Annotated in this window: 23 protein-coding genes and 1 pseudogene; 17 read left to right on the top strand and 7 right to left on the bottom strand. The window is 60.1% G+C overall.

Going from position 1 to position 24,605, the window contains the following annotated elements:
* Positions 1 to 159: 159 nt before the first annotated feature.
* The gene (locus tag AACY44_RS15745; RefSeq protein WP_049712509.1) at positions 160 to 1,236 is read right to left on the bottom strand and encodes an aldo/keto reductase; all 1,077 of its coding nucleotides are present in this window, start codon (positions 1,234 to 1,236) and stop codon (positions 160 to 162) included.
* Positions 1,237 to 1,368: 132 nt separating this feature from the next.
* On the opposite strand from AACY44_RS15745, the gene AACY44_RS15740 reads away from it, so the two are divergent.
* Both AACY44_RS15740 and AACY44_RS15735 read left to right on the top strand, forming a co-directional pair.
* Complete coding sequence (locus tag AACY44_RS15740) at positions 1,369 to 2,046, top strand: ABC transporter ATP-binding protein (RefSeq protein ID WP_339497539.1); 678 nt, start codon at positions 1,369 to 1,371, stop codon at positions 2,044 to 2,046.
* Complete coding sequence (locus AACY44_RS15735) at positions 2,043 to 2,834, top strand: ABC transporter permease (RefSeq protein WP_339418069.1); 792 nt, start codon at positions 2,043 to 2,045, stop codon at positions 2,832 to 2,834. The genes AACY44_RS15740 and AACY44_RS15735 overlap by 4 nt, the downstream gene beginning before the upstream one ends.
* Positions 2,835 to 2,874: 40 nt before the next feature.
* On the opposite strand, the gene AACY44_RS15730 is transcribed toward AACY44_RS15735, so the two are convergent.
* Positions 2,875 to 3,948 carry an L-idonate 5-dehydrogenase gene (locus tag AACY44_RS15730; protein ID WP_339418066.1) on the bottom strand — a complete coding sequence of 358 codons (1,074 nt, stop codon included), beginning with the start codon at positions 3,946 to 3,948 and terminating at the stop codon, positions 2,875 to 2,877.
* 14 nt (positions 3,949 to 3,962) lie between these two features.
* Complete coding sequence (locus AACY44_RS15725) at positions 3,963 to 4,736, bottom strand: glucose 1-dehydrogenase (protein ID WP_339418064.1); 774 nt, start codon at positions 4,734 to 4,736, stop codon at positions 3,963 to 3,965.
* 148 nt (positions 4,737 to 4,884) lie between these two features.
* On the opposite strand from AACY44_RS15725, the gene AACY44_RS15720 reads away from it, so the two are divergent.
* The 5 genes and pseudogenes from AACY44_RS15720 (at position 4,885) to AACY44_RS15700 (ending at position 9,384) form a co-directional block, all read left to right on the top strand.
* Positions 4,885 to 5,757, top strand: a complete 873-nt coding sequence (locus AACY44_RS15720; protein ID WP_339418063.1) for a LysR family transcriptional regulator — start codon at positions 4,885 to 4,887, stop codon at positions 5,755 to 5,757.
* 106 nt (positions 5,758 to 5,863) lie between these two features.
* Positions 5,864 to 6,484, top strand: a complete 621-nt coding sequence (locus tag AACY44_RS15715; RefSeq protein WP_339437184.1) for a glutathione S-transferase family protein — start codon at positions 5,864 to 5,866, stop codon at positions 6,482 to 6,484.
* Between the two features lie 18 nt (positions 6,485 to 6,502).
* A pseudogene (locus AACY44_RS15710) lies at positions 6,503 to 7,422 on the top strand (LysR family transcriptional regulator).
* Positions 7,422 to 8,306, top strand: coding sequence for a LysR family transcriptional regulator (locus AACY44_RS15705; protein ID WP_339530599.1), 885 nt, complete (start codon positions 7,422 to 7,424; stop codon positions 8,304 to 8,306). Before AACY44_RS15710 ends, AACY44_RS15705 begins: the two are co-directional and overlap by 1 nt.
* Positions 8,307 to 8,385: 79 nt before the next feature.
* Positions 8,386 to 9,384 (top strand): pyridoxamine 5'-phosphate oxidase family protein, encoded by a 999-nt coding sequence (locus AACY44_RS15700; protein ID WP_339418058.1) that lies wholly within the window; start codon positions 8,386 to 8,388, stop codon positions 9,382 to 9,384.
* Here the strand turns inward: AACY44_RS15700 and AACY44_RS15695 are convergent.
* Complete coding sequence (locus tag AACY44_RS15695) at positions 9,354 to 9,812, bottom strand: REP-associated tyrosine transposase (RefSeq protein ID WP_339530597.1); 459 nt, start codon at positions 9,810 to 9,812, stop codon at positions 9,354 to 9,356. The two genes, AACY44_RS15700 and AACY44_RS15695, sit on opposite strands and share 31 nt — an antisense overlap.
* 325 nt (positions 9,813 to 10,137) lie before the next feature.
* Here AACY44_RS15695 and AACY44_RS15690 point away from each other — a divergent pair, with 325 nt between their 5' ends.
* A complete protein-coding gene (locus AACY44_RS15690) occupies positions 10,138 to 10,542 on the top strand; it encodes a Rid family hydrolase (protein ID WP_339427876.1) in 405 nt (134 codons plus the stop codon).
* 261 nt (positions 10,543 to 10,803) lie between these two features.
* Here AACY44_RS15690 and AACY44_RS15685 read toward each other — a convergent pair whose 3' ends face one another.
* Complete coding sequence (locus AACY44_RS15685) at positions 10,804 to 11,598, bottom strand: helix-turn-helix transcriptional regulator (RefSeq protein WP_339530595.1); 795 nt, start codon at positions 11,596 to 11,598, stop codon at positions 10,804 to 10,806.
* A 558-nt stretch (positions 11,599 to 12,156) separates the two neighbouring features.
* On the opposite strand from AACY44_RS15685, the gene AACY44_RS15680 reads away from it, so the two are divergent.
* The 3 genes from AACY44_RS15680 to AACY44_RS15670 all read left to right on the top strand — a co-directional run bounded on the left by AACY44_RS15680 (position 12,157) and on the right by AACY44_RS15670 (position 14,413).
* Positions 12,157 to 12,576: a hypothetical protein gene (locus AACY44_RS15680; protein ID WP_339427875.1), complete on the top strand. Its 420-nt coding sequence runs from the start codon at positions 12,157 to 12,159 to the stop codon at positions 12,574 to 12,576.
* A 380-nt stretch (positions 12,577 to 12,956) separates the two neighbouring features.
* The gene (locus AACY44_RS15675) at positions 12,957 to 13,700 is read left to right on the top strand and encodes an ABC transporter permease (protein WP_339530593.1); all 744 of its coding nucleotides are present in this window, start codon (positions 12,957 to 12,959) and stop codon (positions 13,698 to 13,700) included.
* Positions 13,700 to 14,413, top strand: a complete 714-nt coding sequence (locus AACY44_RS15670; RefSeq protein WP_339530591.1) for an AAA family ATPase — start codon at positions 13,700 to 13,702, stop codon at positions 14,411 to 14,413. The genes AACY44_RS15675 and AACY44_RS15670 overlap by 1 nt, the downstream gene beginning before the upstream one ends.
* 56 nt (positions 14,414 to 14,469) lie before the next feature.
* Here the strand turns inward: AACY44_RS15670 and arnT are convergent, their stop codons facing one another.
* Both arnT and AACY44_RS15660 read right to left on the bottom strand, forming a co-directional pair.
* On the bottom strand, positions 14,470 to 16,125 hold the full coding sequence (gene arnT, locus AACY44_RS15665) for a lipid IV(A) 4-amino-4-deoxy-L-arabinosyltransferase (RefSeq protein WP_339418046.1): 1,656 nt from the start codon (positions 16,123 to 16,125) through the stop codon (positions 14,470 to 14,472).
* Between the two features lie 174 nt (positions 16,126 to 16,299).
* Complete coding sequence (locus AACY44_RS15660; protein WP_339418072.1) at positions 16,300 to 16,977, bottom strand: histidine phosphatase family protein; 678 nt, start codon at positions 16,975 to 16,977, stop codon at positions 16,300 to 16,302.
* A gap of 274 nt (positions 16,978 to 17,251) precedes the next feature.
* Between AACY44_RS15660 and AACY44_RS15655 the strand changes: the two genes are divergently transcribed.
* From AACY44_RS15655 to AACY44_RS15630, 6 genes are all read left to right on the top strand, one after another.
* Positions 17,252 to 17,920 carry an ABC transporter ATP-binding protein gene (locus AACY44_RS15655; RefSeq protein ID WP_339456990.1) on the top strand — a complete coding sequence of 223 codons (669 nt, stop codon included), beginning with the start codon at positions 17,252 to 17,254 and terminating at the stop codon, positions 17,918 to 17,920.
* A gap of 1 nt (position 17,921) precedes the next feature.
* Positions 17,922 to 20,384 (top strand): ABC transporter permease, encoded by a 2,463-nt coding sequence (locus AACY44_RS15650; protein WP_339437189.1) that lies wholly within the window; start codon positions 17,922 to 17,924, stop codon positions 20,382 to 20,384.
* Positions 20,374 to 21,438 (top strand): lipocalin-like domain-containing protein, encoded by a 1,065-nt coding sequence (locus AACY44_RS15645; RefSeq protein WP_339427873.1) that lies wholly within the window; start codon positions 20,374 to 20,376, stop codon positions 21,436 to 21,438. The genes AACY44_RS15650 and AACY44_RS15645 overlap by 11 nt, the downstream gene beginning before the upstream one ends.
* A gap of 137 nt (positions 21,439 to 21,575) precedes the next feature.
* Positions 21,576 to 22,571: a hypothetical protein gene (locus AACY44_RS15640; protein ID WP_339530588.1), complete on the top strand. Its 996-nt coding sequence runs from the start codon at positions 21,576 to 21,578 to the stop codon at positions 22,569 to 22,571.
* 2 nt (positions 22,572 to 22,573) lie between these two features.
* Entirely contained in the window at positions 22,574 to 22,927 is a 354-nt protein-coding gene (locus AACY44_RS15635; RefSeq protein ID WP_339418037.1) for a hypothetical protein, read from the top strand.
* Positions 22,928 to 23,054: 127 nt separating this feature from the next.
* Complete coding sequence (locus AACY44_RS15630) at positions 23,055 to 24,566, top strand: acid shock protein (RefSeq protein WP_339418035.1); 1,512 nt, start codon at positions 23,055 to 23,057, stop codon at positions 24,564 to 24,566.
* The last annotated feature ends 39 nt before the right edge of the window (positions 24,567 to 24,605 follow it).

The raw sequence follows: 24,605 nt of genomic DNA, 5'->3' as shown, positions 1-24,605 counted from the left end.
CGCAGCCCTTTCCGCGGAAGGTGGCGTAGAGAGCGCCAGGCGGGAAATATAGGCAGTGTAAGGCGCGATTGCAAATTCCCGAGGGCACGCTGATCAAACTGTGGAAGCGAGCAGGCCCGCTCCCACAGTTTTTGCTCTGCGGTGTGTCACCTGCCCGCGCTACTTGTCGGTGCGCGCATCCAGGGTCTTCTGATGCTCCGCCAGAAACGGCTGTTCCGCCGGATCAAAGCGGTCGATACCGGCGGTGAAACGATGCCAGTACGGGTACAGCGGCTGGCGACGTGTCACCGCCTCGATGCGCAAAGACTGCTCTTCGGTGAGTTTCAGTTCAGTCGCCGCAAGGTTGTCACGCAGGTGCTCTTCGGTGCGCGCGCCGACAATCAGCGAGGTGATCCCCGGTCGATCCTTGAGCCATGCCAGGCACGTGCGGGCAACTGAGACACCGTGTTCATCACCGACAGCAGCGAGGGTTTCAATAATGTCCAGGGCGCGCTCCTGGTCGTGCACATAGGGTTCCGGCCAATCGCTGCCCTGACGGGTGTTAGCGGGCGGTTTTTGCCCGCGACGGGTGGAACCGGTCAGCAAACCCTCGCCCATCGGGCCCCATACCAGGGTGCCCACTGACTGATCCAGCGCCAGTGGCAGCAGCTCATACTCGGCTTCGCGGGATTCCGGGGTGTAGTAGATCTGCTGGGTGATGGGCTTGAGCATGCCATGCAGCTCGGCTTTGCCCAGGGTTTTCATCATCTGCCAGGCGGTGAAGTTGCTGGTGCCGAAGTAGCGGATTTTGCCCGAGCCCACCAGCAACCGCAGCGCTTCGAGGGTTTCCTCGATGGGCGTCATACCGTCCCAATTGTGCAATTGGTAAAGGTCGATATGGTCGGTACCCAAACGTTTTAAACTGGCCTCACACGCACGGATCAAGTGATAGCGCGAGGAACCAGAGTTGTTCGGGTTCTTGTCAACGGGGCTGCGGCCCTTGGTGGCCAGGAGGATGTCGTGGCGCTTGTCGCCCAGGGCTTTACCGACCACTTCTTCGGCCAGCCCGTGGGAGTAGAGATCGGCGGTGTCGACCATGTTCACACCCGCGTCGAACGCGATATCGAACATGCGCTTGGCCTGGGGCACGTCCACCGATCCGCATTTTTCAAACTCTGCGCGGCCGCCAAAAGGCACGGTGCCCAGGATGATTTCGGACACCAGCAAGCCGGAATGGCCCAGTTGTCGGTATTGCATGTTGCCTCCTACTGAACGTTGCACGTGATGGTGTGAACGACGTGGGTGGCGATAGTTTGAATTTTTTCATGAAAACTTCGTGCGTCTGCCTCACCATTGCGTCTATCAGGATTTACAAGGAGCCCCGCGTCCATGAGCGTACTGATCGAAACCCGCGCCCTCATACGCATGGACGAGCGCCGCCAAGTGCCCTTGCTCCAGCCCACCGATTTCAGCTTGACCGCCAGCGACCGCGTGTCGATCACCGGCGCGTCCGGTTCCGGAAAAAGTGTGTTCCTGCGCGCGCTGGCGTTGCTGGATGCGCCCACGTCCGGGCAGATCCTGTGGAACGGCCAGCCAATCGGCAATGCGCAGATTCCCCATTACCGCTGCCATATCAGCTACCTGTCCCAACGCCCGGCGCTGCTCGACGGCACGGTGGAAGACAACCTGCGCTTTCCCTTCAGCCTCAAGACCTCGCGCAAGCGTAGCTTCGATCTGGCGGCGGTCACCACACTGCTCGGGCACGCCGGCAAGGCCCCGGATTTTCTGGCCAAGCGCGCCGTCGACCTGTCGGGTGGTGAATCCCAGGTGGTTTCGCTGATCCGCACCTTACAACTCAACCCCGAAGTGCTGTTGCTCGACGAACCCACCGCCGCCCTTGATCCAGCTTCCTCGCGCGAGGTGGAAGCGTTGATCGATGCGTGGTTTGCCGGCGATCTCACACGGGCCTTTATCTGGGTGTCCCACGACCTCGACCAGGCCCGGCGCATGAGCGACATCCACTTGCAGATGAGTGCTGGCGTGTTGAGCGCAGTGACACCGGCATGAACTATCAAAACCTCACCGCGCTGGACATGGGCATCGCCGCCTCGCTGATCCTGATTAACGGTGCGCTCTCGTTGCTGTTGCGCCTGGGCCTGGAGCGCCAGTTGCTATGGGCGGCGGCGCGGACCGTGGTGCAACTGCTGGCCATCGGTTACCTGCTGGGCTGGGTGTTCGAGTTTGCCTACTGGTACGTGGTGCTGCCGTTGATGTTCGCCATGACACTGATCGCCGGTCTCTCGGCAGCGGGGCGTGGGCAGCGGACTTATCGGGGGCAGCGCGTCGACAGCATCCTGTCGGTGTGGGGCAGTTCGTGGCTGGTAACGGCGGTGGGCCTGTTTGCGGTGATCCGTATCCATCCGTGGTACGAGCCGCAGTATGCGATCCCGATTCTCGGCATGATCCTCGGCAACACCCTGACTGGCGTATCGCTGGGTATCGAACGCATGACCCAGGAGCTGACCTCAGGGCGCAACACCATTGAAATGATCCTGGCCCTCGGCGGCTCACGCTGGGAAGCGGCGCAGGAAGCCATCCGTCAGGCGGTGCGCGCGGGGATGATCCCGACGCTGAACCAGATGACCGTGGTGGGCATCGTCAGCCTGCCCGGCATGATGACCGGGCAGGTGCTGGCGGGAGAGAGCCCGGTGGATGCGGTGCGGTATCAGATCGTGATTATGTTCTTGATTGCGGCCTCGTCGGCGTTGGGCACGGTGGGGGCGGTGCTGTTGACGTATCGGCGGTTGTTTTCCCCAAGCCATCGGTTCTTGCGCGATCGTTTGCAAGAGCGCTGATGGCCTCGGGAACGCCACTGAACACTGTGGGAGTAGGGGCTCAGTGTTGTTGGGAGGGCTGCACTCCCGGATCAGGCACGCCGAAATCCAACACCACCTTCATCGCCTGCGTCTTGTCCGCCGCCAGTTCAAACGCCTGCAGCGCCTGCTCAAATGGCACCGTATGGGAGATTACCGGGCGCACGTCGATGATCCGGCGGTTGAGCAAGTCCACCGCCTGGGCGAACTCCGGGTGGAAGCGGAAGGTGCCTCGCAGGTCGATCTCGCGGCTCACCAGCAGATTGAGCGGCAGCGACACGTCGCCGCCCAAGCCCACGGTGACCAGCACGCCTCGCGGCGCGATGCATTCCAGGCCGTTGCGCAGGGCCTGGGCGCTGCCGGAGACTTCGAACATGACGTCGAAATAGCCTTTTTCAGTGGTGTAGCGTTTCAGCGCATCGGCACCGCCAGCGAGGTTGTGGGTGCGCGTGGCCCCCATTTTTTCAGCGCAGGCGAGGGCGCTGGTAGACAGGTCCACAGCGACAATTTCAGCGGCGCCAGCAGCGAGCAGGCTACCGATCAACAGGTTGCCGATCGGACCGCAGCCGGTCACCAGCACGCGCTTGCCGAACACTGCGCCGGCCCGTTGGATCGCGTGCAAACCCACAGACAAGGGTTCGGCCAACGCCCCTTCGGCCAGGCTGACTTCATCGGCCAGCAGATGGGCCTGATGGGTCTCGATCACCAGGCTTTGGCGAAACGCGCCCTGGATATGCGGGAAAGGCATGGCGCTGCCGTAGAAGCGCATGTTCAGGCAATGGTTGGGCAAACCTTGATGACAGTAACGGCAACCACCGCAGGGGCGCGACGGGGATACCGCAACGCGTTGCCCGACCTTGAACGACCCGGCATCGCTGCCCACCGCGTCGATCACCGCCGACACTTCATGGCCGAGCACCATCGGCTCGCGCAGACGCACGGTGCCGAAGCCGCCGTGCTGGTAGTAGTGCAAATCGGAGCCGCAGATACCGCCCCGGGCGATGCGTACCCGCAGTTGGGCGGGGGCGAGGGGCTGTGGTTCGTCCAGGCGGTCGACTCGCAAGTCTTTCGAGGCATGGCAGACAATGGCGTGCATACAATTCTCCAGGGTTACAGCGACGCGGTGATGCCACCGTCGACGTAAAGAATATGACCGTTGACGAAGCTGGCGGCGTCACTGGCGAGGAATACGGCGGCGCCGGCCAGCTCGTCCACCTCACCCCAGCGGCGGCTCGGTGTGCGTTGCACCAGCCAGTCGCTGAATTGCGGATTGGCGACCAGATTGGCGTTCAGCTCGGTCTTGAAATACCCAGGCCCGATCCCGTTGACCGTCAGCCCATGGGGGCCCCAATCGATGGCCATGCCCTTGGTGAGCATTTTCAGCGCGCCCTTGCTCGCCGCGTACGGCGCAATACCCGGGCGGCCCAACTCACTTTGCACCGAGCAGATATTAATGATGCGCCCACGCTTGCGCGGAATCATTGCCCGCGCCACGGCCTGGCCGACCAAAAAGGCGCTGTCGAGGTTGGTGCTGATCAGTTCGCGCCAGTGCTGCTCGCTGTAGTCTTCCAGCGGGCCACGGCGTTGCATGCCGGCGTTGTTCACCAGGATATCCAGCGGGCCGAGGCGTTCTTCGATGTTCGCTACGGCGGCCTGGATGGCCGCGCTGTCGGTCACATCAAAGGCCTGTGTGTGCACCTCGAGGCCTTCCAGCGTCAACAGTGCGGCGGCGTCGCGCAAGGTACTGCGGTTGCGCCCGTTGAGCACCACCCGCGCACCGGCCTGGGCCAGGCCGCGGGCGATCGCCAGGCCGATACCGGCGCTGGAACCAGTGACCAGCGCAAGCCGGCCATCGAGGCGAAAGTGGTCTAAAACGTTGTGCACGGGGCGGTTGCTCCTGACGCGCTTATTGTTATCAGCAAAACCCGATGATGTCCTGCTTGGTTGGCCTCAGTTCACTCCAGTACAGGCAGTGGGTCCAATGTTCATTTATGATCGGGTGATCAACATCTGTGATAACCGGAGAAGCTTGATGGAGCTAAAGCACTTGCGCGCCTTTGTGGTGCTCGCCCAAGAGCTGCATTTCGGCAGGGCGGCGGCGCAGCTGTCGATTGTGCAACCGGCGTTGAGCATGCAGATCAAATTGCTGGAAAGTGGCCTGGGCGTACGCCTGCTGGATCGCAATCGCCATTCGGTGACCCTGACCGATGCGGGCCGCGTGTTTCTGCCTGAGGCCCAGGCCACTTTGCATCAGGCGGCGCGTGCGGCGGACGCGGCGCGGGCGTCCAATCGCGGCGAAATCGGCCGGGTGCGCCTGGGGTTTGTGTCGTCGGTGCTGCCGCAGTTGTTGCCGGAATTGATTCGCACGGTGCACCGGCGATACCCGCGTATCGAGCTGGAGCTCAAGGACATGGCCGGCCCCGACCAGGCTGCCGCGCTGAAGCGCGGCCTGCTGGACTTCGGCCTGATGCGCCTGCCCGCCAGTCACCCCGGCGTACAGACCCGTGCGGTGTTGCACGAGCATTTTTGTGTGGCGTTGCCGATGGATCATCCCTTGGCGTTGAAGCCGTCGATCCACCCCACCGATCTGCTTCGGGTGCCGGTGTACATTCTCGCGCGACGCTATGCGCCGGGTTTCTACGACGAATTTATCCAGGCCGTGGGCATGCCCCTGGAGATCGCTTCTGAGCTGGGCGAATTTACCACCATGCTCGCGCTGGTCTCCGCAGGGCTGGGTGTTGGGGTGCTGCCGCAGCAGGCGGCACGGGCGCTGCCGTCCAATTGCGTGTCGCGGCCTATGGAGCTGGGCGCCTTTCAGGCCACTACTGGTTTGGCTTGGACCGAGCTGGACAGTGCGGTGAAGACCACCTTGTTCAACCTGATCGTGGCATTATCCGGCGCGTGATTGTTTTGCCGGATGAAATACTGGATTGTAAATCCTGGTGACTCCTGCGGTCGGGGCAGCGGTGGAACATGCGGGGCGTCGATACCCCACGCTGTTGGAGCTTCTCATGATCAAACTCTATGGTTTCCCGTTGTCCGGCCACTCCCACCGGGTCGAGCTGATGCTGTCCCTGCTGGGGCTGCCCACCGACTATATCCTCGTGGACCTCAAGCAAGGCGCCCACAAAGCCCCCGACTTTATTGCCACGGTCAACAGCTTCGGCCAGGTGCCAGCGATTGACGACAGCGGCACTGTGTTGGCCGATTCCAATGCAATCCTGTTCTACCTGGCGACCCAATACGGCAAAGGAAAATGGCTGCCGAGCGACCCTTTGGGGCAGGCCCGCGTGCAGCGCTGGCTCTCGGTTGCCGCCGGTCAACTTCACGCCGGGCCCGCCACAGCACGGTTGGCCCTGGTGTTTGGTGCCGAGGTCGACACTGTCACTGCCATTACCAAATCCCACGCTTTGCTGAAGTTGATCGAAGCACAACTGAGCCAAAGCCGCTTCCTGGCCAGCGAGCAACCGACCATTGCCGATATCGCTTTCTACACCTACGTGTCCCATGCGCCGGAAGGCAATGTATCGCTGGCCGACTACCCTCATCTGCGTGCCTGGCTCGCCAGCATCGAGGCGTTGCCGGGCTTTGTCGGCATGCCGCGCACGGCGGTAGGTTTGCAGTCACAGTAACGTTCAAGAGGGCCACCGATGGATCGATTTCATGAAATGCAGGTGTTCCTGGCGGTGGCCGAGGAGGAGGGCTTTGCCGCCGCCGCGCGCCGCCTGAAAACCTCACCCCCGAGCGTGACAGGGCCATCGCCGCGATGGAGGCGCGCATCGGCACTCAACTGCTGGCACGCACCACCCGCAGCCTGCACCTGACCGAAGCCGGCCAGCGTTACCTGGAAGATTGTCGGCGCATCCTGGCGGAACTCAATGAAGCCGAGGAAGCGGCGGCGGGCAGTTATTCCATCCCCTGTGGCCACCTGACGGTGACCGCGCCGGTGCTATTTGGCGAGCTGTATGTGGCGCCGGTGCTGGGGGAGTACCTCGACCGGTTTCCCTTGGTCAACATCAACGCCTTGCTGGTCGACCGCGTGGTCAACATGAGCGACGAAGGCGTCGATGTGGCGGTGCGTATTGGCCATCTGCACGAGCCGGGGCAACAGGCGATCAAGGTCGGCGAAGTTCGTCGGGTGGTGTGTGCATCGCCGGCCTATCTCGACCGGCACGGGCGGCCCCGGCATCCGTCGCACGTGCGTGAGGCCAAGATTGCCACGTCGTCGTCCAGCCAATTGGTGAGTGAGTGGAATTTTGTCGACGCGGATCAGCCGCTGACGGTGCCTATTGAGCCGCGCCTGGTCGTCTCGGCGAACAATGCCGCGATCAACCTGGCGAGGCTGGGCTGGGGCATGACGCGGGTACTGTCCTATCAAGTCGCAGCCTCGGTGGCCGCCGGGGAGCTGGAAATTGTCCTGGAAGCCTTCGAGCCGGCACCCTTGCCCATTCAGGTGGTGTTCCAGAGAAGCGGCCGCGTGCCTGCCAAGATCAACACCTTTGTCGACTTTCTCAGCCATCGCCTGAGCCAGGACGCCGCCCTTAACCCGGCGATGAAACGGCGCAGCTGATGGCGCGTTATCGCGATATGCAACTGTTCGCCGCGCTGGCCGGACAACCGAGCCTGGCCTCGGCGGCGCGGGATGTGCGGGTGTCGGGGCCCACCCTGGTGCGGGCGATTGCACGCCTGGAAGCGCGTTTGCGCGTGCCGTTGCTTGAGCGCAGTACGCGCGGCGTTAGCCTGACCGACGCTGGCAGCGCCTACCTGGTCGACTGCGTGGGCCTGCTCACCGCCGTGGACGCCGCCGAAGCCTCGGCCAAAGGGTTGCATGTGCAGGCCGAGGGCAATCTGCGGGTGTTTTTGCCATTCCTGTTCAGCCGCTATGTGATGGCGCCAGTGTTGGCCGACTACATGGACCGCTACCCCGAGGTGCGCCTCGTTGCTCACTACCATGACTATTACCCGAACCTGCATGAAGAGGGACTGGATGTGGCGATCCTCGTCGGCGAACTGCCCAGCTCATCGTTGATTGCACGGCCGGTGGGCCGGGTGCGGCCTATCCTTTGCGCCAGTCCCGATTACCTTGCGGCCAACGGCGAACCCCTGCACCCGGATGACCTCATGCTACATCGGCTGATTGCCAGTGCCGATCAGGTGTATTGGGATTTCCATGGCTATCAGCTCAAGACCCGCGCGCGCCTGAACTGCGCCACGGTGCAGGGCGCGATCAATGCGGTCGTGCACGGGGCGGGGCTGATTCGCTGCCTGAGCTATCCGGTTCACGAGCATCTGCTCAAGGGCCAACTGCGGCAGGTGTTGCCGGACTACGAACCGCCGTCGCTGCCGGTGCACGTGGTGTATCGCGAAGGTCGCAATGCGCCGATGCGTGTGCGCAGTTTTGTCGACCACTGCGTGGCTGCGCTGCGCGAGCATCCAGCCTTTCAACTGGCGTAATAGTGGATTGCCCGGAGTGGTTATTCCCTCGGTGGTTGGCAAGGCGCAGCATCGAGGTATCCAACATGAGGTGCTCGCCATGAACCTGATCGAACAAACTCCCTGGCATGCCGGCGAACGGCAGATGCAAGCAGCGGTTGGCGTGGCCGAACGCATGGCCGTGGTCGGGCCCAAGGTGATTCGTGATCATCTGCCGGAGCAGCATCGGGATTTCTATCCCTTGTTGCCTTACCTGATGTTGGGCGCGGTGGACGAGCAGGGCATTCCCTGGGCGACGATGGTGGAAGGGGCGCCGGGCTTTGTCCACTCGCCACGCCCACAGACCTTGCAGATCGATAGCTTGCCGTCTGCGGGCGATCCTGCCCGCAACGCTTTGCTCAACGGCGCGTCGGTGGGCGTGCTGGGCATCGACCTCAACACCCGCCGTCGCAACCGCATGAATGGGCGAATCAGCGGGCGCGATCACGATGGTTTTTCGGTCGACGTGGTGCACACCTTCGGCAATTGCCCTAAGTACATCCAACTGCGGCCGATCGATTCCATCGCGCGCAAGCCCGGCACGCAGGTGGAACGCTTCAATGGCCTGGACGACGCGGCACAAGCGATGATCCGCGACGCCGACACGTTTTTTGTCGCCAGCTACGTGGACGTGGACGGCCAACGCTCGGTGGACGTCTCCCATCGCGGTGGTAACACCGGCTTTGTGCGGGTTGAAGGCAACGTGCTGACCATCCCCGACTTCGCCGGCAACCTGTTCTTCAACACCCTGGGCAACTTGCAGGTGAACCCGCTGGCGGGGTTGCTGTTTGTCGATTTTGCCTCGGGGGATGTGTTGCAGGTTGCCGGGCGGACCTCGCTGATCCTCGACGGCCCGCACGTGGCCTTGTTTGAAGGCGCCCAGCGCTTGTGGACGGTGACCGTGGAGCACGTGATCCGCCGCCCGGCGGCGTTGGCGCTGAGGTGGGGCATTGGTAGGCTGTTTCGTGCCGTAGGACGCATTGGGAAGCAACGGGTTGGTCATCTCGATGATTGCCCATCGGCGCGCTGTCAGAGCCAGGCAGCATCCCACAGTGAGTAATCGCCTACCCGCTCAACCAGGCCTGCTCGCAACGGGTTAGCCACGATGTAGCGCGCCATCGTACGAATATCATCCTCTACACGCACAGCCCTATCGTAATAACCAGGTTGCCAGACGCGTTCCTTGCTTCTGCGACGCCTGTTAATCGTCAGCGCACTGCGTGACTTGATGCGCCGGACAACGTCGGCCAACGTCTGCTGTTTCAACTCAAACAGCCAATGAATATGGTCAGGCATAATTACCCATGCCGTGGAATCGACCAACCCAAGTTCATGAACTTGTCGGAACTCGGCAACCATCAGGCGACCCAGGAACAGGTCGGCGAACAAACGCTGGCGGTGGTGAACGACCATGGTAATGAGATAGCTACGTCCGTGTTCTGAGTAGCGACCGTGACGCAGGCGATGTGTTTGAGGTTTTGGGCGCAATCCGTTGCTCCAGGAATAGTGCTTAGGAACATTAACGCTAGCTCGCGATTTACAGTGAACCTCCGCGATTTGGTCACTGAATATTTGTAGTGAGCGGGCTCGCCCCGCGTTGGGGGGCGAAGCCGCCCCAAAACGGATCCCCGCGCTGTGTCAGGTGAGTTTTGCGTTGCCTTGTTTGGGGCGGCTTCGCCCCCCAGCGCGGGGCGAGCCCGCTCACTACAAGGGTCCCGGGCATGATGGTTGAAATGTTGCCAGATATTGAATCACCAGATTGCCCCAACCCAGTGCGTTAGCCTTGTTTTCCCACCGACAACAAGGACTCGTCATGCAGCGAAAAGTCATCAATCCCACAACCGTGTTCAACTCCCTGCAATATGGCTTCAGCCAGGCACTGGAAGTACCGGAAGGCCGGCGCATCCTGCTTTCCGGCCAGGTGGGCGTGGATGCCCAGGAGCGTACTGTCGGCCCTGGCATCGCTGAGCAGACCGCGACCGCCCTGGACAATATCGAAAAGGTTCTGGCCGAGGTCGGCGGCGATCTGTCCCATGTGGTGATACTGTGGCTGTATATCGTCGAGTCAGCGCGTGACCAGCAGGAGCCGATTGCCCAAGCGCTGCGTGAGCGCTTCGCGCACAACCCTCCGCCGTCTTCGTGGATCATTGTCAGCGGGTTGTCGTTGCCGCAGTGGTTGATCGAGATTGAGGCTGAGGCTGTGATTTCACGACAGTGAGCGCAACAAATCCCCTCACCACAGGAAGTGCCTCATCCCACGGGGCCTCCAACGCTTTACATCAAGGGACGTAGGATTGCTGTCGATGTCGCCGCGGTAGCGGTGTTTGGTCGGGAGGATATCCGGGCGGCATTGCAGCAGGACCCCGGGAACGGGTGGGCGCGCTGGATACGCTACTGTGCCTGAAATACCTCGGGCCTTTGATAGTCTGCGATCAACCGCTGAGCATCCCTACCATCGCGAATGCGCTCAATTTACTCATCAAGCACCGATCATCCATTTGGCCAAACCATGCCGGCCACTGACGCCCAGCTTGGCAGCGGCGCGCTTGAGGTAGGTTTCGATGGAGCTCTTCTTCACGCTGAGTTTTTCCGCCATCTGCGGCACGGTGCCGCCCGTCAGTAGGCCGAGGCACACCTCCTGCTCGCGTGCCGAGAGGGTGATGTCGCCGAGGGACAGGCGCTGGTAGAACTCACGCTGCAATTGCGATTGTTCCAGCAACGTGTGGGCCGGTTCGACTTCGGAGTGCGGCGCCTGGCGCAGGCTCTGCGCATGGCACTCGATCAGTGGCAGCAGGGTGTCCGACAGGCACTTGAGAAACGACAACTCGGCCAGGGAAAACCCGCGATGGTTGGGCGGACGATAAAACGAAATCACACAGCGCCGGTTGCCCTGGCGCGACACCAGGTTGCACTGGTGCGAGTTGCCGCGTGGGTACGCGCTTTTAGCCTTGGCCTTTAGCTGGATCAGCAGCGGGTCCTGCATGCCGAGCATTTCCCGCAGCAACGGGTGGTCGTCCATGGAGTTCAGGGGCAGGGGCGGCGGCAGATCCTGCGTCTGGCCAGCGCTGCCGAGCAACGTGATATCGAGCACGCGGTTGCGTAGCTCGTCGAGGGTCCATTCGCTGAGGTCCACCAGGTGGATCGGTACCCACTTGTCCACCAGGTGCAGCATGTGCGCGGCGAAGTCCGCGTGGCCACTGTTGGCAATCAACTCGCCCATTTCGGCATAGAAATTCGGGCTTTGGGTGTTTGCAATACTGCGGGTCAAACTCATTGCCATCTCATCCTTGATGTCGAAAACCGTCTACAAATTCTCTGGCCTTTGCGGGGCGATCCTTGGCTCACACACCAGAGTGGGTACTCGAAATTGTAGTTGGCTAGGGGATTCGTCCTACGCATGTGGCGGAAACGATCGATACAAAGTGCCATAAAAACCACGTCATTAATTCGACGTTTCTGAGGGACAATTCCGGACGCGAAAAACCTAGAGATGTTTCTGAGGTTATTTAACGTATTGATAATTAAGTAATAATTACTTTTTTGAGGTGATCGTGAAATCCGGCAGCGGCTAAACATAGCCAATGTCCTACAGCTTTTTAATCGTTTCAGCGGCTCACCGTCAGCCTAGCAATCAACCAACTGCTGATAAGGAACCTATAACTCAAAGTCTTTTTGCTATGCGATTCAGCTATTGAGTTGTTGATGAGGCAACGCATTTAATTCGGGCGTAACAATCCTCCGCAGCACCCTGGCACCGGATGCCGGTGAACCGTGGGTCGATGGGCAGCGCCAACGCTTTAGCTCGCCCTTGTCGGCACGCCGAGTCGGCATTGTGGCCGTGCACCAACAGCCCGACGAACACACCGCGGCCTTGCCGGAACCCGACACCGAACGCCTGCTTGGCCTGGTCGACAGTCAGCGCACACAAGGCGTGGCCATCCTCTACATATCCCAGCGCCTGTCCGACCTGCAAAGGGTCACCAACCGCGCGATCGTATTGCAGGAAGGACGGCTGACCAGCGACCTCAACACCCGGCACTTGCCGAGTGCGGCTTACACCTTGTTTGGGGATGTGGCCGAGCATCCTGCGGTGACACCGGGCACGTCGTTACCGGTGCCGTTTCTGGAACGGTTCACCCGGGCTGGGTTCATTCGCAATCGGGCCGAGGGGCGGGCGGTGCAGGAGCAGGTGAGGGGGTTGCCAGTCCATAAGACTAGCTCGCTGCTGAACGACGAAGCGGAGTCAAGTTAGGGTTACCTATCTATTCAGGCGCGATATGAATGGTGCCATTTGTCGGATTGTTTTATGCGTGCTTGTAGGAATAGTCCTCATCTTACAAAAAACACCTGAGTTGGAGCTTTCTGTTTCTTATGATTTGGTGAGTCGTATCGTATTGATTTTATAAAAGGTCGTATTTGATGAGGAAGGCTGGAAGAAACTTTGGTACTTTGTGAAATTGTTAGTATTCCGAAAGTGGTGAGTGAAACTTCCTATTAAAATCGTCAACTGTCCTGCGCTAAATATTTATAACTGTTGCGGTTTTCTCCGGGAGGGCTAGAGTGTTTTTTTTTTTTGCGGGTTGGTAAGCGGTTGAGTATTAGAAAGAAAGGTCCCGTTCCGTGAGGTGAATAATGAATCAGTATTTGTTGTTCGCGCCATGTTCACTCGCGGCGCTCTTTATAAAGGAACAATTGAAAGAGCCTGTTGCATTATTTTGGACAGTGGTATCTCCTGTGGTGACCTACTATTTGATCACCTACGCCAAGGCTCCAGTGAGTGATACCGCTGTCGATTATTTGTCCAGCACTTCCTGGTTTTACGCTTTTGTAGCGTCAAGTGTGGCGCTATTTGGTCTGGCGTTCTACATAGTGGGCCGGAGGGAAAGTGGCTTTCTGCGGTCATTCGTTTATACGGGCCGAACAAGGGTTGTCTTTCTTATTGGGCAGTTTCTCGCGTATTCGGTTGTCGCCGTACTGTATTGCACTGTTTTCTATGTGCTCACACGCTATTCTTTTGGCGTTTTTAATGGCGCTGAATACTTGGTTGTGGTTGTGCGGTTTTATGTTTGTTTTCTTATTTTTGCCATACCTTCGCTATTGCTGACGCTGGTGCCGCTGGGTTTTCAGAATGCGAGTACTGTCTTTTCCATGTTGTCACTGGCGATGTTGGCGCTCGGGATTGTAGGTACGGGTTCCCCCCGCCCAGCCTTTGTCATCGTTAGTTTTTTTAATCCAATGTGGTGGGCAAACAAGGTTATGTTAGTCGGGTTGGCGGAGTGCTGGTTGGTTGTTTTGATGGTTGTCGTTTTGTTGGTGGTTTCTTTCTTTTTGATGTTTCGCTTTTTACTTATCAATCCCGTATGGAGTCGTTATTGATGAAGCGGCTTATCGTAAACTCACTTGACGTCAGGTATGCCTCTCATATTTTGTTGCATCATGCGACTCTGACAATTGAGGCGGGCTCCATTTCAGGGTTGCTGGGCCCTAATGGCTCCGGAAAAACTACCTTTTTCGATGTGATTTGTGGCCTGAAGAAGATTGCTGGCGGTGAGATAAACAACTCTTTTTCCAAACTGCTTTACCTGTCGCAAATCATCAACACGCCCCCCGTGTTCCGCATGTTCGACATCTTCAAAATGACCATGCTCTTTTGCTCCGAAACAAAGGTCACTCAACAGCACGCTCTGGAGAGGATCGGAAAATGGAGCCCCGGCATTGCAGAAAGGTATTGCGACATTTGGAACAAAAAATCCTCCCTCTGTAGCTACGGAGAAAAGCGTTGGTTTTTTTATTTGTCATTGCTCTGCGCCAACGCGGACCTGGTGATACTGGACGAACCCACGGCGGGTGTAGACCCTGAGTTTCGTTATCACATTTGGCGATGCCTGAAGGGGGCGGCGGCGGAAGGTGTCGCGGTGCTGGTTTCGTCGCACAACGTTGATGAAATCGTCATGCATTGCGATGACTTTTACATGCTTAGTCAGCGGCGATTCAACCGTTTCACAGACGCGCAAAGCTTCATGAGCACATACGGTGGTGACAGTCTGGATGAGGCATTTATCCATGCCGCCAGCCTGCCAAATGGATAGACCACGCCGAATAACGGCAGCAGGATCACCGCGTTCAGTTATCCACAATGCCGCCCTCAGGCCGATTTCGGGTAGATGATCAGTTCCAGGCAACCCTTGTGGTAGCGTTTGCCCCCAGGCGGCAGTTGCCCTGCCTCACGCATTTCACTGGTGCTGTTGACTCGCATCAGCACGCCTACCGAGCCGCGCTGGCGCGCGTCCTTGAGCCAGGTTTGTACGTCCTCCAATTCGACTTTGCGACGTACAGCCCCCGCGTATTGCAAACCGTAGCGCAGCTCGCCCTCGGTGTCATACAGCGCCACTTCCGGGCGTTTCAGGCGCCAGGCCAGGGCGCTGGCACTGCTCAGTTCATTGCTCAACAGTGCGTTGGTCTGCTGCAATTCTTCAAGGTGTTCGAGCACGAACGGGTCGGGCATTTCGTTATCTGCGATCCACGCCGGCATGCTCGCTGGCAGCAGGGTCACCAGCAGGCCGATGCCCAGCACCGGCATTGCCCACAACGTCAGCGGGCGAAACGCTTGCAACAAGTTGGCGAGGATCCACACCAGTAACACGATAAAAGCCAGGGACAGGCTGAACATCTCTGCATGGCTGTTGCTGTAAATCGGCCGAGCGATTTGCAGGTAGATCAAGCCGATCATGGCGACCATGCCGATCACGAAGTTGAGCAGGCCATTGAGGCAGATTGTGCGGGCGCGGCCGGTGCTGATCAGGTCGACCAGGGTATGCCCCATCAGCAATGCCAGGGGCAGCAGGCACGGCATGATGTAGGTCGGCAGCTTGCCGTTGCTCAGGCTGAAAAAGACCAGCGGTAGCAGCAACCACAGGGCCAGGAAGGTGATCGCCGGCTGGCGCTTTTCCTGCCAGGTCTTGCACAGGGTGGCGGGCAGCAGACCTGCCCACGGCAGGCAAGACACCGCGATGATCGGCAGAAAGAACCACCACGGACGCACGTGTTGCGCGTTGTCGGCGCTGAAGCGGCGGATGTGTTCATTCCAGAAAAAGAAGCGCCAGAAGTCGGGTTCCTGAAGGTGGATCGCCAGTGCCCACGGCAGGCACACCAACACCGCAACCGCCATCGCCAGCGGGCCATAGCGCAGCAACTCGCCCAGGCGGCGTTGCCAGAGCATGTAGGGCACTGCAATCAGCACTGGCAGCGCCCAGGCCAGGAAGCCTTTGGTCAGGAAACCCAGGCCGCAGGCCAGGCCCAGCACGGCCCAGGCGAATAGGCGAGCACGCGTCGTGGCGCTTTCAAGTGCAAACCACAGGGCGACCAGGCTCAGGTTGACCCACAAGGTGAATTGCGGATCAAGGTTGGAGTAGCCCGCTTGCCCGGCCACCAGGCCAAAACTCAGGTAGAGCAAGGCGCAGGCGAAGCTTTTGCGCGGATCATTCCACAGGCGGCGGGCAACCAGGTAGGCAAGCAGCACGCTCAGGCCGCTGGCCACGGCTGAGGCGATGCGCACACCGAACAGGTTTTGGCCAAACACTGCCTGGCCCAGGGCGATCAACCAGTAGCCGCCGGCGGGTTTTTCGAAGTAGCGGATACCCATGAAGTGCGGCGCCACCCAGTTGCCGCTTTGCAGCATCTCCTGGCTGATCTGGGCGTAGCGGGTTTCGTCCGGGGTCCACAAGCCGTGCAGGCCCAGAGGCAACAGGTAAAACGCGATAAAGGCCAGCAACACTACCGGCAGGGGCTTTAATCGATTCATGAGCACGTCGCTCCCTGACGCTTAGTGGCGGATGTTTGAAGTAATGAAGTAATAACGGAAATGGCCACAGCCTTCACTGAGTTACGGGAAATAGTCATGTCGTCCTTAATGAAAAGGCGCAACTAAACATGCCAGGGCAGGGCTGTCTTTTTGCTGAACAGGCCGAAGGGTAAGTTAATAGAGTTGTTTCAGCGCGGCGGGCCAGTCGGGATTGTTGACGATGCCCAAGGTCTTGAATTTACCGTGGGGCAATACCTGTACGAACAGTGCACTGCCGTACTGGGGGAACGTGGCGTGGGGAAAGCCCAGGGTGGCTTCGAAGTCGGCAATGCAACCGCTATGGGTGACGAAAACCAGGTTGCGTCCTGGGGTTTTGTGGCTGAGCAGTTCTTCACCCATCGCCGCGCCGCAGACGGCTTGCTGGCCGGAGGTCACTTCGTTTTTGCCAAACATGAAGCGCAGCGTCTGAGCCGTGCGGATCGCGGGGCTGGCCAGTGCGTCGCTGCCCTCCATGCCCAGTGTTTTAAAGGCGTTGCCCAGGGTTTCCGCCTGTTGGCTACCGTTGATCGTCAGGCCTTCCACGGGGCCCAGGCAAGGGTTGGTCGAGCGGTCGCAGCGCTCTTCGTGACGCACCAGCACGATCAGGTCACCGTCGCGCCAGAGGGGCAGCACGTGGGACGTCAGCAGGCGATCACTGACGCCCAGGTCGCGTGGCGAGGCGTGCCAGAGCAGGTTGCCGGCGACCAGCAGGCCGACCACGAATAGCCCCAGCCATAGCGGTCGCAGGCGCTTGATAAAGGCCCGGCGTGAGCGCGGTTTGGTCAGGGTAAGGTCAACCACTTCATTCACCATGGGCATTGTTGGCAGTGTCGTGTTAGTTGGTCGCAACGTGTTGGCGAATGCCCGTAGTGGTGCCGGAGGCTGTCACAGGTGGGCTGTCTTTTCGCTGAACATGTTGTGGTTAAAAGTTGTCAGGCGTGGCAACTAACAAGTTGCCGACGAATGACCCATGGCCGGCAATTTAAAGTGCAGTGAGTGGGCAGCCGGTGAAATCAATGTGAAAAATTTGCGTGGCTGGGAGCCGCAACCGTTATTCTCGATTGCCGCCCATCAAACGAGTGTTGCCATGTTGCAGGTGCAAGGAGTGTCTAAAAGCTACGCCACCCCCCAGGGTTCGTTAGCGGTGTTGGCCGGTGTCGATTTGCTCCTGGCCGAGCGCAGCAGCCTGGCGTTGATGGGCGAATCGGGCAGCGGCAAGAGCACCCTGTTACACCTGGTAGCCGGCCTGGATCGGGTGGATGGCGGCAGTATCCAGGTGGGTGAGCAGCGCCTCGATCAGCTCAGCGAGGCGCAACTGGCCCATTGGCGGCGTACGCAAATCGGATTGGTATTCCAGCAGTTCAACCTGATCGGCAGCTTGCGGGTCGAGGACAACCTGGCGTTCCAGGCGCGGCTGGCGGGGCGGTTTGACCCCCAGTGGCAGGCGCAACTGGTGGAACGCCTGGGCCTGGGTGATCTGCTCAAGCGCTACCCGGAACAACTCTCCGGTGGTCAGCAGCAACGGGTCGCGGTGGGGCGGGCATTGGCGTCAAGGCCGGGCCTGTTGTTGGCCGATGAACCCACCGGCAACCTTGACGAAGCCACCAGCGATGAAGTCCTGCAACTGCTGCTCGACTTGCTGCGCGACAGCCCCACCAGCCTGTTGATGGTCACCCACAGCCCGCGCATTGCCGCACGGCTGGACCGGCAGGTGGTGCTGCACCGCGGCCGTGTCGTACCGGCAGGCGCCGCTTGAGATGGCGGTTTTTTATTGGACATTACGCGCGCTGCTCAGCCACTGGCGGCGGCATCCCGTGCAGTTCTTCAGCGTGCTCACCGGCCTGTGGCTGGCCACCGCGCTGTTGATTGGCGTGCAAGCGCTCAACAGCCAGGCGCGCGACAGCTATGCCCGCGCCAGCCAATTGATCGGGGGTGAACCGCAGGCCAGCCTCAGTGCACCTGACGAGGCCGCTTTCCCGCAGGCGGTGTTTGCCCAGCTGCGTCGTGCCGGGTGGCCGGTGTCGCCGGTGGTGCAGGGGCGCGTGCAGCTCAAGGGGCTGGAAGATGTTCGCTTGCAGTTGATGGGCATCGACCCGGTGTCGTTGCCCGGCAGTGGTGCGGTGGCGGGTCAGCGCTTGAGCCAGGCGCAGATGCTGGCGTTTTTCGAGCCGCCGGGGCGCACTTGGATCGCGCCGCAGACCTTGCAGAGCCTAGGGCTGTACGAAGGTCAGCAGCCGACTACCTTGAGCGGTCATACACTGCCGCCGCTGCAAGCCCAACCGGATATGGCGCCCGGCTTGCTGCTCACCGATATTGGTTTTGCCCAACCTGTGCTGGAGATGCCCGAGCGCCTGTCGCGCCTGCTGGTGGACAAGGCTTTTGCCGCCGGCCACCCCACGCCGCCCGCCGGATTGCAACTCAAGCAGGGCGAGGACAACAACCTCGCGCGCCTCACCGAAAGCTTTCACCTGAACCTCGATGCGCTGGGCTTCCTGTCGTTTGTGGTGGGGCTGTTTATTGTGCACGCCGCCATCGGCCTGGCCCTGGAGCAGCGGCGCGGGCTGTTGCGTACCTTGCGTGCCTGCGGGGTCAGCGTGCGGATGTTGATCGTCAGCCTGAGCGTCGAACTCGGCGTGTTGTCATTGTTGGGTGGCGTGCTTGGTGTGACGTGCGGCTACCTGCTGGCCAGTCTGCTGCTGCCGGATGTGGCGGCCAGCCTGCGCGGCTTGTATGGCGCCGAGGTGGCGGGGCAGTTAAACCTGAGCCCGTGGTGGTGGGGCGCGGGGTTGGGCTTGAGTTTGTTCGGCGCTTTGCTCGCTGGCGCCAGCAGCTTATGGCGGGCGGCGCGCCTGCCATTGCTGGCGCTGGCCAACGCCCAGGCCTGGCATGAGGCGCATGGACGCTGGTTGCGCCGTCAAGGTTGGGTGGCCAGTGCTGCGCTGCTGATCGCGGTGCTGGCGCTGTGGGTGGGCAATAGCCTGGCCGCCGGCTTTGTGCTGATGGCCACCTTGTTGCTTGGCGCTGCCCTCGGTTTGCCGGTGGTGCTCAATGGCCTGCTCAAGGCCGTGTTGGGGCGCAGCCGTTCGGTGCTCGGCCAATGGTTTTTGGCGGACTGCCGCCAACAGTTGCCGGCTTTGAGTCTTGCGCTGATGGCATTGCTATTGGCCCTGGCCGCGAATATTGGCGCGGGTTCCATGACCTCGGGGTTTCGTCACACATTCAATAACTGGCTGGAGCAGCGTCTCACCGCCGAGCTGTACCTCAACCCGCAAAACCCGACGCAGGCGCAGCAGCTCAGTCACTGGCTGGCGCAACACCCGTTGGTACAAACGGTGTTGCCCACCTGGCAGGTCGCGGTGCAATTGCAGGGCTGGCCGGCGGACTTGTTTGGCGTGGTCGACGACCCGACCTATCGCCAGCACTGGCCGTTGCTTGAGGCGACGGATGCTCCGTGGGACCAGTTGCAGCGAGGCGATACCTTGATGCTCAGCGAGCAATTGGCGCGCAGGCTCGGTGTGCAGCTCGGTGATAGCGTGAGCATCCCCACGCCACACGGCGTATGGGCGCCCAAACTGGTGGGGATCTACGCCGATTACGGCAACCCCAAGGGCCACGTGTTGGTCAATGCCCAGCACCTGTTGGCCCACTGGCCGACGCTGTCACCGGCGCGTTTCAACCTGCGGGTTTCACCGTCGGACGTGGCGCCGCTGGTGCGTGAGGTGCAACGCGCCTTTGCCCTGGAAGACAGTCGCATCATCGATCAACAGCAACTCAAGGGTTGGTCGAGCCAAGTGTTCGAACGCACCTTCGCCGCCACGGCCGCGCTGAACAGCCTGACGTTGGGCGTGGCCGGTGTCGCGCTGTTTATCAGCCTGTTGACCCAGAGCCAGAGCCGCCTTGGCCAACTTGCACCGCTGTGGGCATTGGGTGTCACGCGTCGGCAACTTATGCTGCTCAACCTCGGCCAGACCTGGCTGTTGGCGGTGCTCACGCTGGTGCTGGCTGTGCCGCTCGGCCTGCTGTTGGCGTGGTGCCTGGACGCCGTGATCAATGTGCAGGCCTTTGGTTGGCGCTTGCCGTTGCAGGTGTTCCCGTGGCAGCTGGCTCAATTGCTCGGGTTGGCGATGCTTGCGACCTTGCTGGCCTCGGCCTGGCCGTTGTGGCAGTTGTACCGCAGCCGCCCGGCGGATTTGTTGAGGACGTTTGCCAATGAAGATTAAGTGCCTGTTGTGGGCGTTTTTAGTGTTATTGGGCGCTTGCGACAAAGTCCCAGAGCCGCAGGAAAGCTTTGCCGGGCTTGGCAGTGACGCGGCAGATTTCGCCCAAGTGGTGCCCGGCAAAGTCTTCAGCTTCCCCGAAGACCATGGTTCCCACGCCGGCTTTCGCATTGAATGGTGGTACGTCACCGCGAACCTCAAGGATGAACAAGGCAATGTGTTCGGCGTGCAATGGACGTTGTTTCGCAACGCCCTCAAGGCCGGGCCGACGCAAGCGGGCTGGCACGACTCGACCATTTGGCTTGGGCACGCCGCTGTCACTTCCGCCACCCACCACTACGCCGCCGAGCGCTACGCCCGAGGTGGCGTCGGCCAGGCCGGCGTCCAGGCGGTGCCGTTCAACGCCTGGATTGACGATTGGAGTTTCGCCACCCGCCCCGGTGCCGCGAGCGCGTTGGCGGACATGCAGCTCAAGGCCAACGGCGCGCAATTCGCCTATGACGTGCACCTCACTTCCAGTCGCCCATTGGTGCTGCAGGGCGACGGCGGCTACAGCCGCAAATCCGACCAGGGCCAAGCGTCGTACTACTACAGCCAGCCGTTTTTCAACGCCAAGGGCAGCGTCAGCATCGACGGCAGGACCTATCAAGTCACCGGCGCCGCTTGGCTCGACCGCGAGTGGAGCAGCCAACCGCTGACCGCCAGCCAGACCGGCTGGGACTGGTTCTCGCTGCACCTGGACCGTGGCGAGCAGTTGATGCTGTTTCGTGTGCGACAAACCGACGGTGCGTCGTATATGACCGGCACTTGGATTGATCACGAAGGGCGTACGCAAACCCTGCACAACGCGGATATCCAGCTGACACCGCTGGAAACCACCCACATTGACGGCCGCAACATTCCTACACGCTGGTCGCTGAAAATTCCTGGCAAACAGCTGGATATCACCCCCCAGGCCGTCAACCCCAAAGCCTGGATGAACCTGAGTATTCCGTACTGGGAAGGGCCGGTGCAGTTTGACGGTGGGGTAGGTTATCTGGAGATGACCGGATATTAGCGTGGTTTTTGTAGGCTCTATTTCTTCGCTGTGTAGGTAACTTCCCAAATGTGAATCGGCCCCCCTGGACTTGTGTTCGGGGCGTGGGCGCTTGCTTATATTTCGACGCCATCTCTATTGCATCCTGGATGTAGGGCATGGCGCAGAGCTATATCAACGACCGCGCGACGGACTACCAGAGCTTGAAAATCCGCTTGATGGGCGGCGCCCTGAGCCGCCAGCGTTCCGACCATTTTGATGTGTTGAACCGGCATTTGCGCACTGGCTTTGTGGCTCAGGGCCAACTGGTGATTATTCCCGACAGCCACAGCGTGAGTTGTTCGGTCGAGGAAGCCTGGCTGATGCGCCATGCCGAAGAAGTCCGCCGAAATCTGGAGCTGAATGCCGCGGCCGGCACGGCGATGCTCGACAACTATGACTTGCTGCAGAGCTTCCTGGCGAATGGCTCGATGGGTATCGGCAGCGCGACATCGGCGTGGGCGCGGCACTTGAATGAAGTGGCGCAAACGCTGGAAGAAATCGAGCGGCTGCATCAGCGGTTGAAAGACGGTCGTTTGGACAGGGCGATGTTTATCCAGCAGCGCCAGGCGTTGTTTCGACGCTTGGATGTACAGCTGCAGGGTGCGGCGCGGTTTGGTACGGGATTGCGGGGCAATGAGTCGTTGAAAAAGGTATTGGGGATTTCGACCAAGAGTTATCTGCACAAGGGTGAGATCGCGGGGTATGCGCAGCGGATCCGGGAGATGACGCAGATGTCGAAGTGGTTGGGTAAAGGGACTTATGTGGGGTTGGTGTTGGATACGGGGGCGGCGGGGTTGGAGATCAAGGAGGCGTGTGTGACGGGGAGGGAGGCGCAGTGTCGGAGGGCGAAGTATGTGGAGACGGGTAAGTTTACGGGTGGGGTTTTGGGGGCAGCGGGGGTTGGGGCGTTGGGTGCTGATCTAACTCGTCGTGCATGCAACATTTTTTTAGGTGTCGCGACTAGAGGAAGCGGTGCTCTGAACTGTGCAATTGTTGGGGGCGCTGCTGGAGGGTATGCAGGAGGCAATCTAGGGGGAGCAGGTGGTGCGTTCTTGGGCGGCAAGGTCATAGAGATAGATGGCGATTTGATCTTTCAACCAGAGGGAGCTTAACGATGTCTTGGTTTTTCATCTACACCATCGTGATGGTGATTGGGACGTTCGTTGTTGTGGGACTGATGTGTTATGCCACGCGTGCAAAACTCGACGAGCTGGAAAGTTACTTCAGTGAAAATGTAGAGGTGCTCAAACTTCAGCAACGCTGGAGAAACCGGCGGCTCGCTAGATTTAATCGTATGTGCGTCATGATCAGTATCCTGACAATGCCAAAACGCCACGTGAAAGACGGTTTTGTGACTGAGGCAGAGTTGGCCGCTATACCTTTAGCACTCAAGCGCTGGGCTGTATGGCTGTATCGTCTCGCGATATTTTTGGCCGCCTACTGGGGTCTTTGGAGTACTTGGCTCTAAGAGCGTGTCCTTTTTTACACATTTCCCTGAAAAATATACTGTACATACATCCAGTAATATCATAGATTCCATCCCAGGTGACCGGATGTCACCTGAGCTTCACTTTTTAACTATGGATGGATAAAAAATGAAATCGAAAAAAGCCTTTATGCTGGGCGCGGCCATGGCGGCCTCCTGCTTCGTTTCGGCCTTTGCCCAGGCCGAGCAATACCCTCACCTGGCTGCGCAAGCCGTTAAACCTGACATCAAGCAAAGCCTGAAAGCCGCTGGCAAAGTCCCGGCCACCAAGGCTTCGGCGGCGCTGAAAAAGCAACTGAACGCAGGCGCCCAACTGAAAAAGCCGATGTTCGCCGCGAAGGCCAAGGCCGACTCGGTGGTGGAAGACCACAGCGCACCTGCCCCGGTAACCCAGGTCAAGAAAGCCGGCGCTCAGCCAGCCACCGCCGTGCAAGCGGCGCTGGTCCAAGGCTGTGAAACCACGCTGGACGTGAATGAGTTGTACGCGGTCAATGGTGTGCAAACCGGTGACCTGCTGTGCTACCACTTCAACCTGCCGCAGACGGCCCGGATCAATGCGCTGCTGGTCGGCCAGACGGCCGGTACCGACATGTCCTTGACCCTGTTCCAGGACGATGGCCAAGGCAATCCGATCCCGCTGGGCACTTCCAATAACCCCGGTACCGGTGACGAAAGCCTCAGCGGCGTATTGCCGGCGGGTGACTACTACTGGTTCATGGAAGCCAATGCGGCTGTCTCGGGTTCGAGCTTCCAGTTCGGTGTGGCTGTCAATGCCAATATCGATGCCTTCGAACCGAATGACACGCCGGACACTGCCTTTCAACTGCCGGACACCCTGAACTACATCAGCGGCAACGCCGACAGCCTCGATGATGTCGATTACTTCGACTTCACCGCCGTGCGTGGCCAGAGCGTGGGCATTGCCCTGTCGGCCGATGCCGCCAGCGGCAGCACCCGTGGCAAATGGATCCTTGAGCGCTTCGATGGCAGCCAGTGGGTCACCGTAGGTGCCAATATCGTCTCGACGTCGATCCCGAGTCCGGGTGTGGGCGGTGTGGTCAAGGTGCGGGTGCGCCCGAACCCGCACCCGAACGAGCCGTGGAGCGCGACGGGTAAATACACCCTGTCCTTTGGTTCCAACCCACGTGTCGACAACCCGGATATGAAAGGTGAGGCCAACGTGTTGCGCATCCCGTATTCCGCGTCTGATGTGGGCTACGGCTACATGACCACCCAGGCTTATCGAAACCTGACCTGGAAAATGAACCTGTCCGACAGCACCGGCGCGCCACTGGTGGGGCTGCACCCGATTGTTTATCTCGACCAGCACATCAACCCGGACACCGGCAATATCGTCTACAAGGCGTATTCGGCGGCGACCGACAGCTCCGGCCAAGCCGGTGGCACGATCAACGTGGGCACGTGCGCCGGTGACTTCCAGACCACCTTTGTCGATTACTCCCAGGGCTACAACAACACCTGGCGTACCGACTTCAACTACGGCGTGTGGCGCATGGAGGTGCTGGAATACCCAGGCATTGGCGTCGGCGGTGAAAACACCGAGTTCGTCAGCTTTGGTCACCTGTGCAAGCAAACCTTGCTCAGCAGCACCAAGAGCTAAACGCGTGTAGCCGCAAGCAATGAGGGCATACAGGCCGAG

It is taken from the genome of Pseudomonas sp. RA_15y_Pfl1_P11, assembly GCF_963970975.1.
Taxonomy (GTDB): Bacteria; Pseudomonadota; Gammaproteobacteria; order Pseudomonadales; family Pseudomonadaceae; genus Aquipseudomonas; species Aquipseudomonas tritici.
The sequence above is the reverse complement of the archived record's forward strand: the minus strand, read 5'-3'. Positions and strand labels throughout refer to the sequence as shown.

Bases quoted from the DNA above. Each gene is read 5' to 3' on its own strand.
- AACY44_RS15745 (WP_049712509.1), bottom strand. From the start codon at position 1,236: ATGCAATACCGACAACTGGGCCATTCCGGCTTGCTGGTGTCCGAAATC.
- AACY44_RS15740 (WP_339497539.1), top strand. From the start codon at position 1,369: ATGAGCGTACTGATCGAAACCCGCGCCCTCATACGCATGGACGAGCGC.
- AACY44_RS15735 (WP_339418069.1), top strand. From the start codon at position 2,043: ATGAACTATCAAAACCTCACCGCGCTGGACATGGGCATCGCCGCCTCG.
- AACY44_RS15730 (WP_339418066.1), bottom strand. From the start codon at position 3,948: ATGCACGCCATTGTCTGCCATGCCTCGAAAGACTTGCGAGTCGACCGC.
- AACY44_RS15720 (WP_339418063.1), top strand. From the start codon at position 4,885: ATGGAGCTAAAGCACTTGCGCGCCTTTGTGGTGCTCGCCCAAGAGCTG.
- AACY44_RS15715 (WP_339437184.1), top strand. From the start codon at position 5,864: ATGATCAAACTCTATGGTTTCCCGTTGTCCGGCCACTCCCACCGGGTC.
- AACY44_RS15705 (WP_339530599.1), top strand. From the start codon at position 7,422: ATGGCGCGTTATCGCGATATGCAACTGTTCGCCGCGCTGGCCGGACAA.
- AACY44_RS15700 (WP_339418058.1), top strand. From the start codon at position 8,386: ATGAACCTGATCGAACAAACTCCCTGGCATGCCGGCGAACGGCAGATG.
- AACY44_RS15690 (WP_339427876.1), top strand. From the start codon at position 10,138: ATGCAGCGAAAAGTCATCAATCCCACAACCGTGTTCAACTCCCTGCAA.
- AACY44_RS15685 (WP_339530595.1), bottom strand. From the start codon at position 11,598: ATGAGTTTGACCCGCAGTATTGCAAACACCCAAAGCCCGAATTTCTAT.
- AACY44_RS15675 (WP_339530593.1), top strand. From the start codon at position 12,957: ATGAATCAGTATTTGTTGTTCGCGCCATGTTCACTCGCGGCGCTCTTT.
- AACY44_RS15670 (WP_339530591.1), top strand. From the start codon at position 13,700: ATGAAGCGGCTTATCGTAAACTCACTTGACGTCAGGTATGCCTCTCAT.
- arnT (WP_339418046.1), bottom strand. From the start codon at position 16,125: ATGAATCGATTAAAGCCCCTGCCGGTAGTGTTGCTGGCCTTTATCGCG.
- AACY44_RS15660 (WP_339418072.1), bottom strand. From the start codon at position 16,977: ATGGTGAATGAAGTGGTTGACCTTACCCTGACCAAACCGCGCTCACGC.
- AACY44_RS15655 (WP_339456990.1), top strand. From the start codon at position 17,252: ATGTTGCAGGTGCAAGGAGTGTCTAAAAGCTACGCCACCCCCCAGGGT.
- AACY44_RS15650 (WP_339437189.1), top strand. From the start codon at position 17,922: ATGGCGGTTTTTTATTGGACATTACGCGCGCTGCTCAGCCACTGGCGG.
- AACY44_RS15645 (WP_339427873.1), top strand. From the start codon at position 20,374: ATGAAGATTAAGTGCCTGTTGTGGGCGTTTTTAGTGTTATTGGGCGCT.
- AACY44_RS15640 (WP_339530588.1), top strand. From the start codon at position 21,576: ATGGCGCAGAGCTATATCAACGACCGCGCGACGGACTACCAGAGCTTG.
- AACY44_RS15635 (WP_339418037.1), top strand. From the start codon at position 22,574: ATGTCTTGGTTTTTCATCTACACCATCGTGATGGTGATTGGGACGTTC.
- AACY44_RS15630 (WP_339418035.1), top strand. From the start codon at position 23,055: ATGAAATCGAAAAAAGCCTTTATGCTGGGCGCGGCCATGGCGGCCTCC.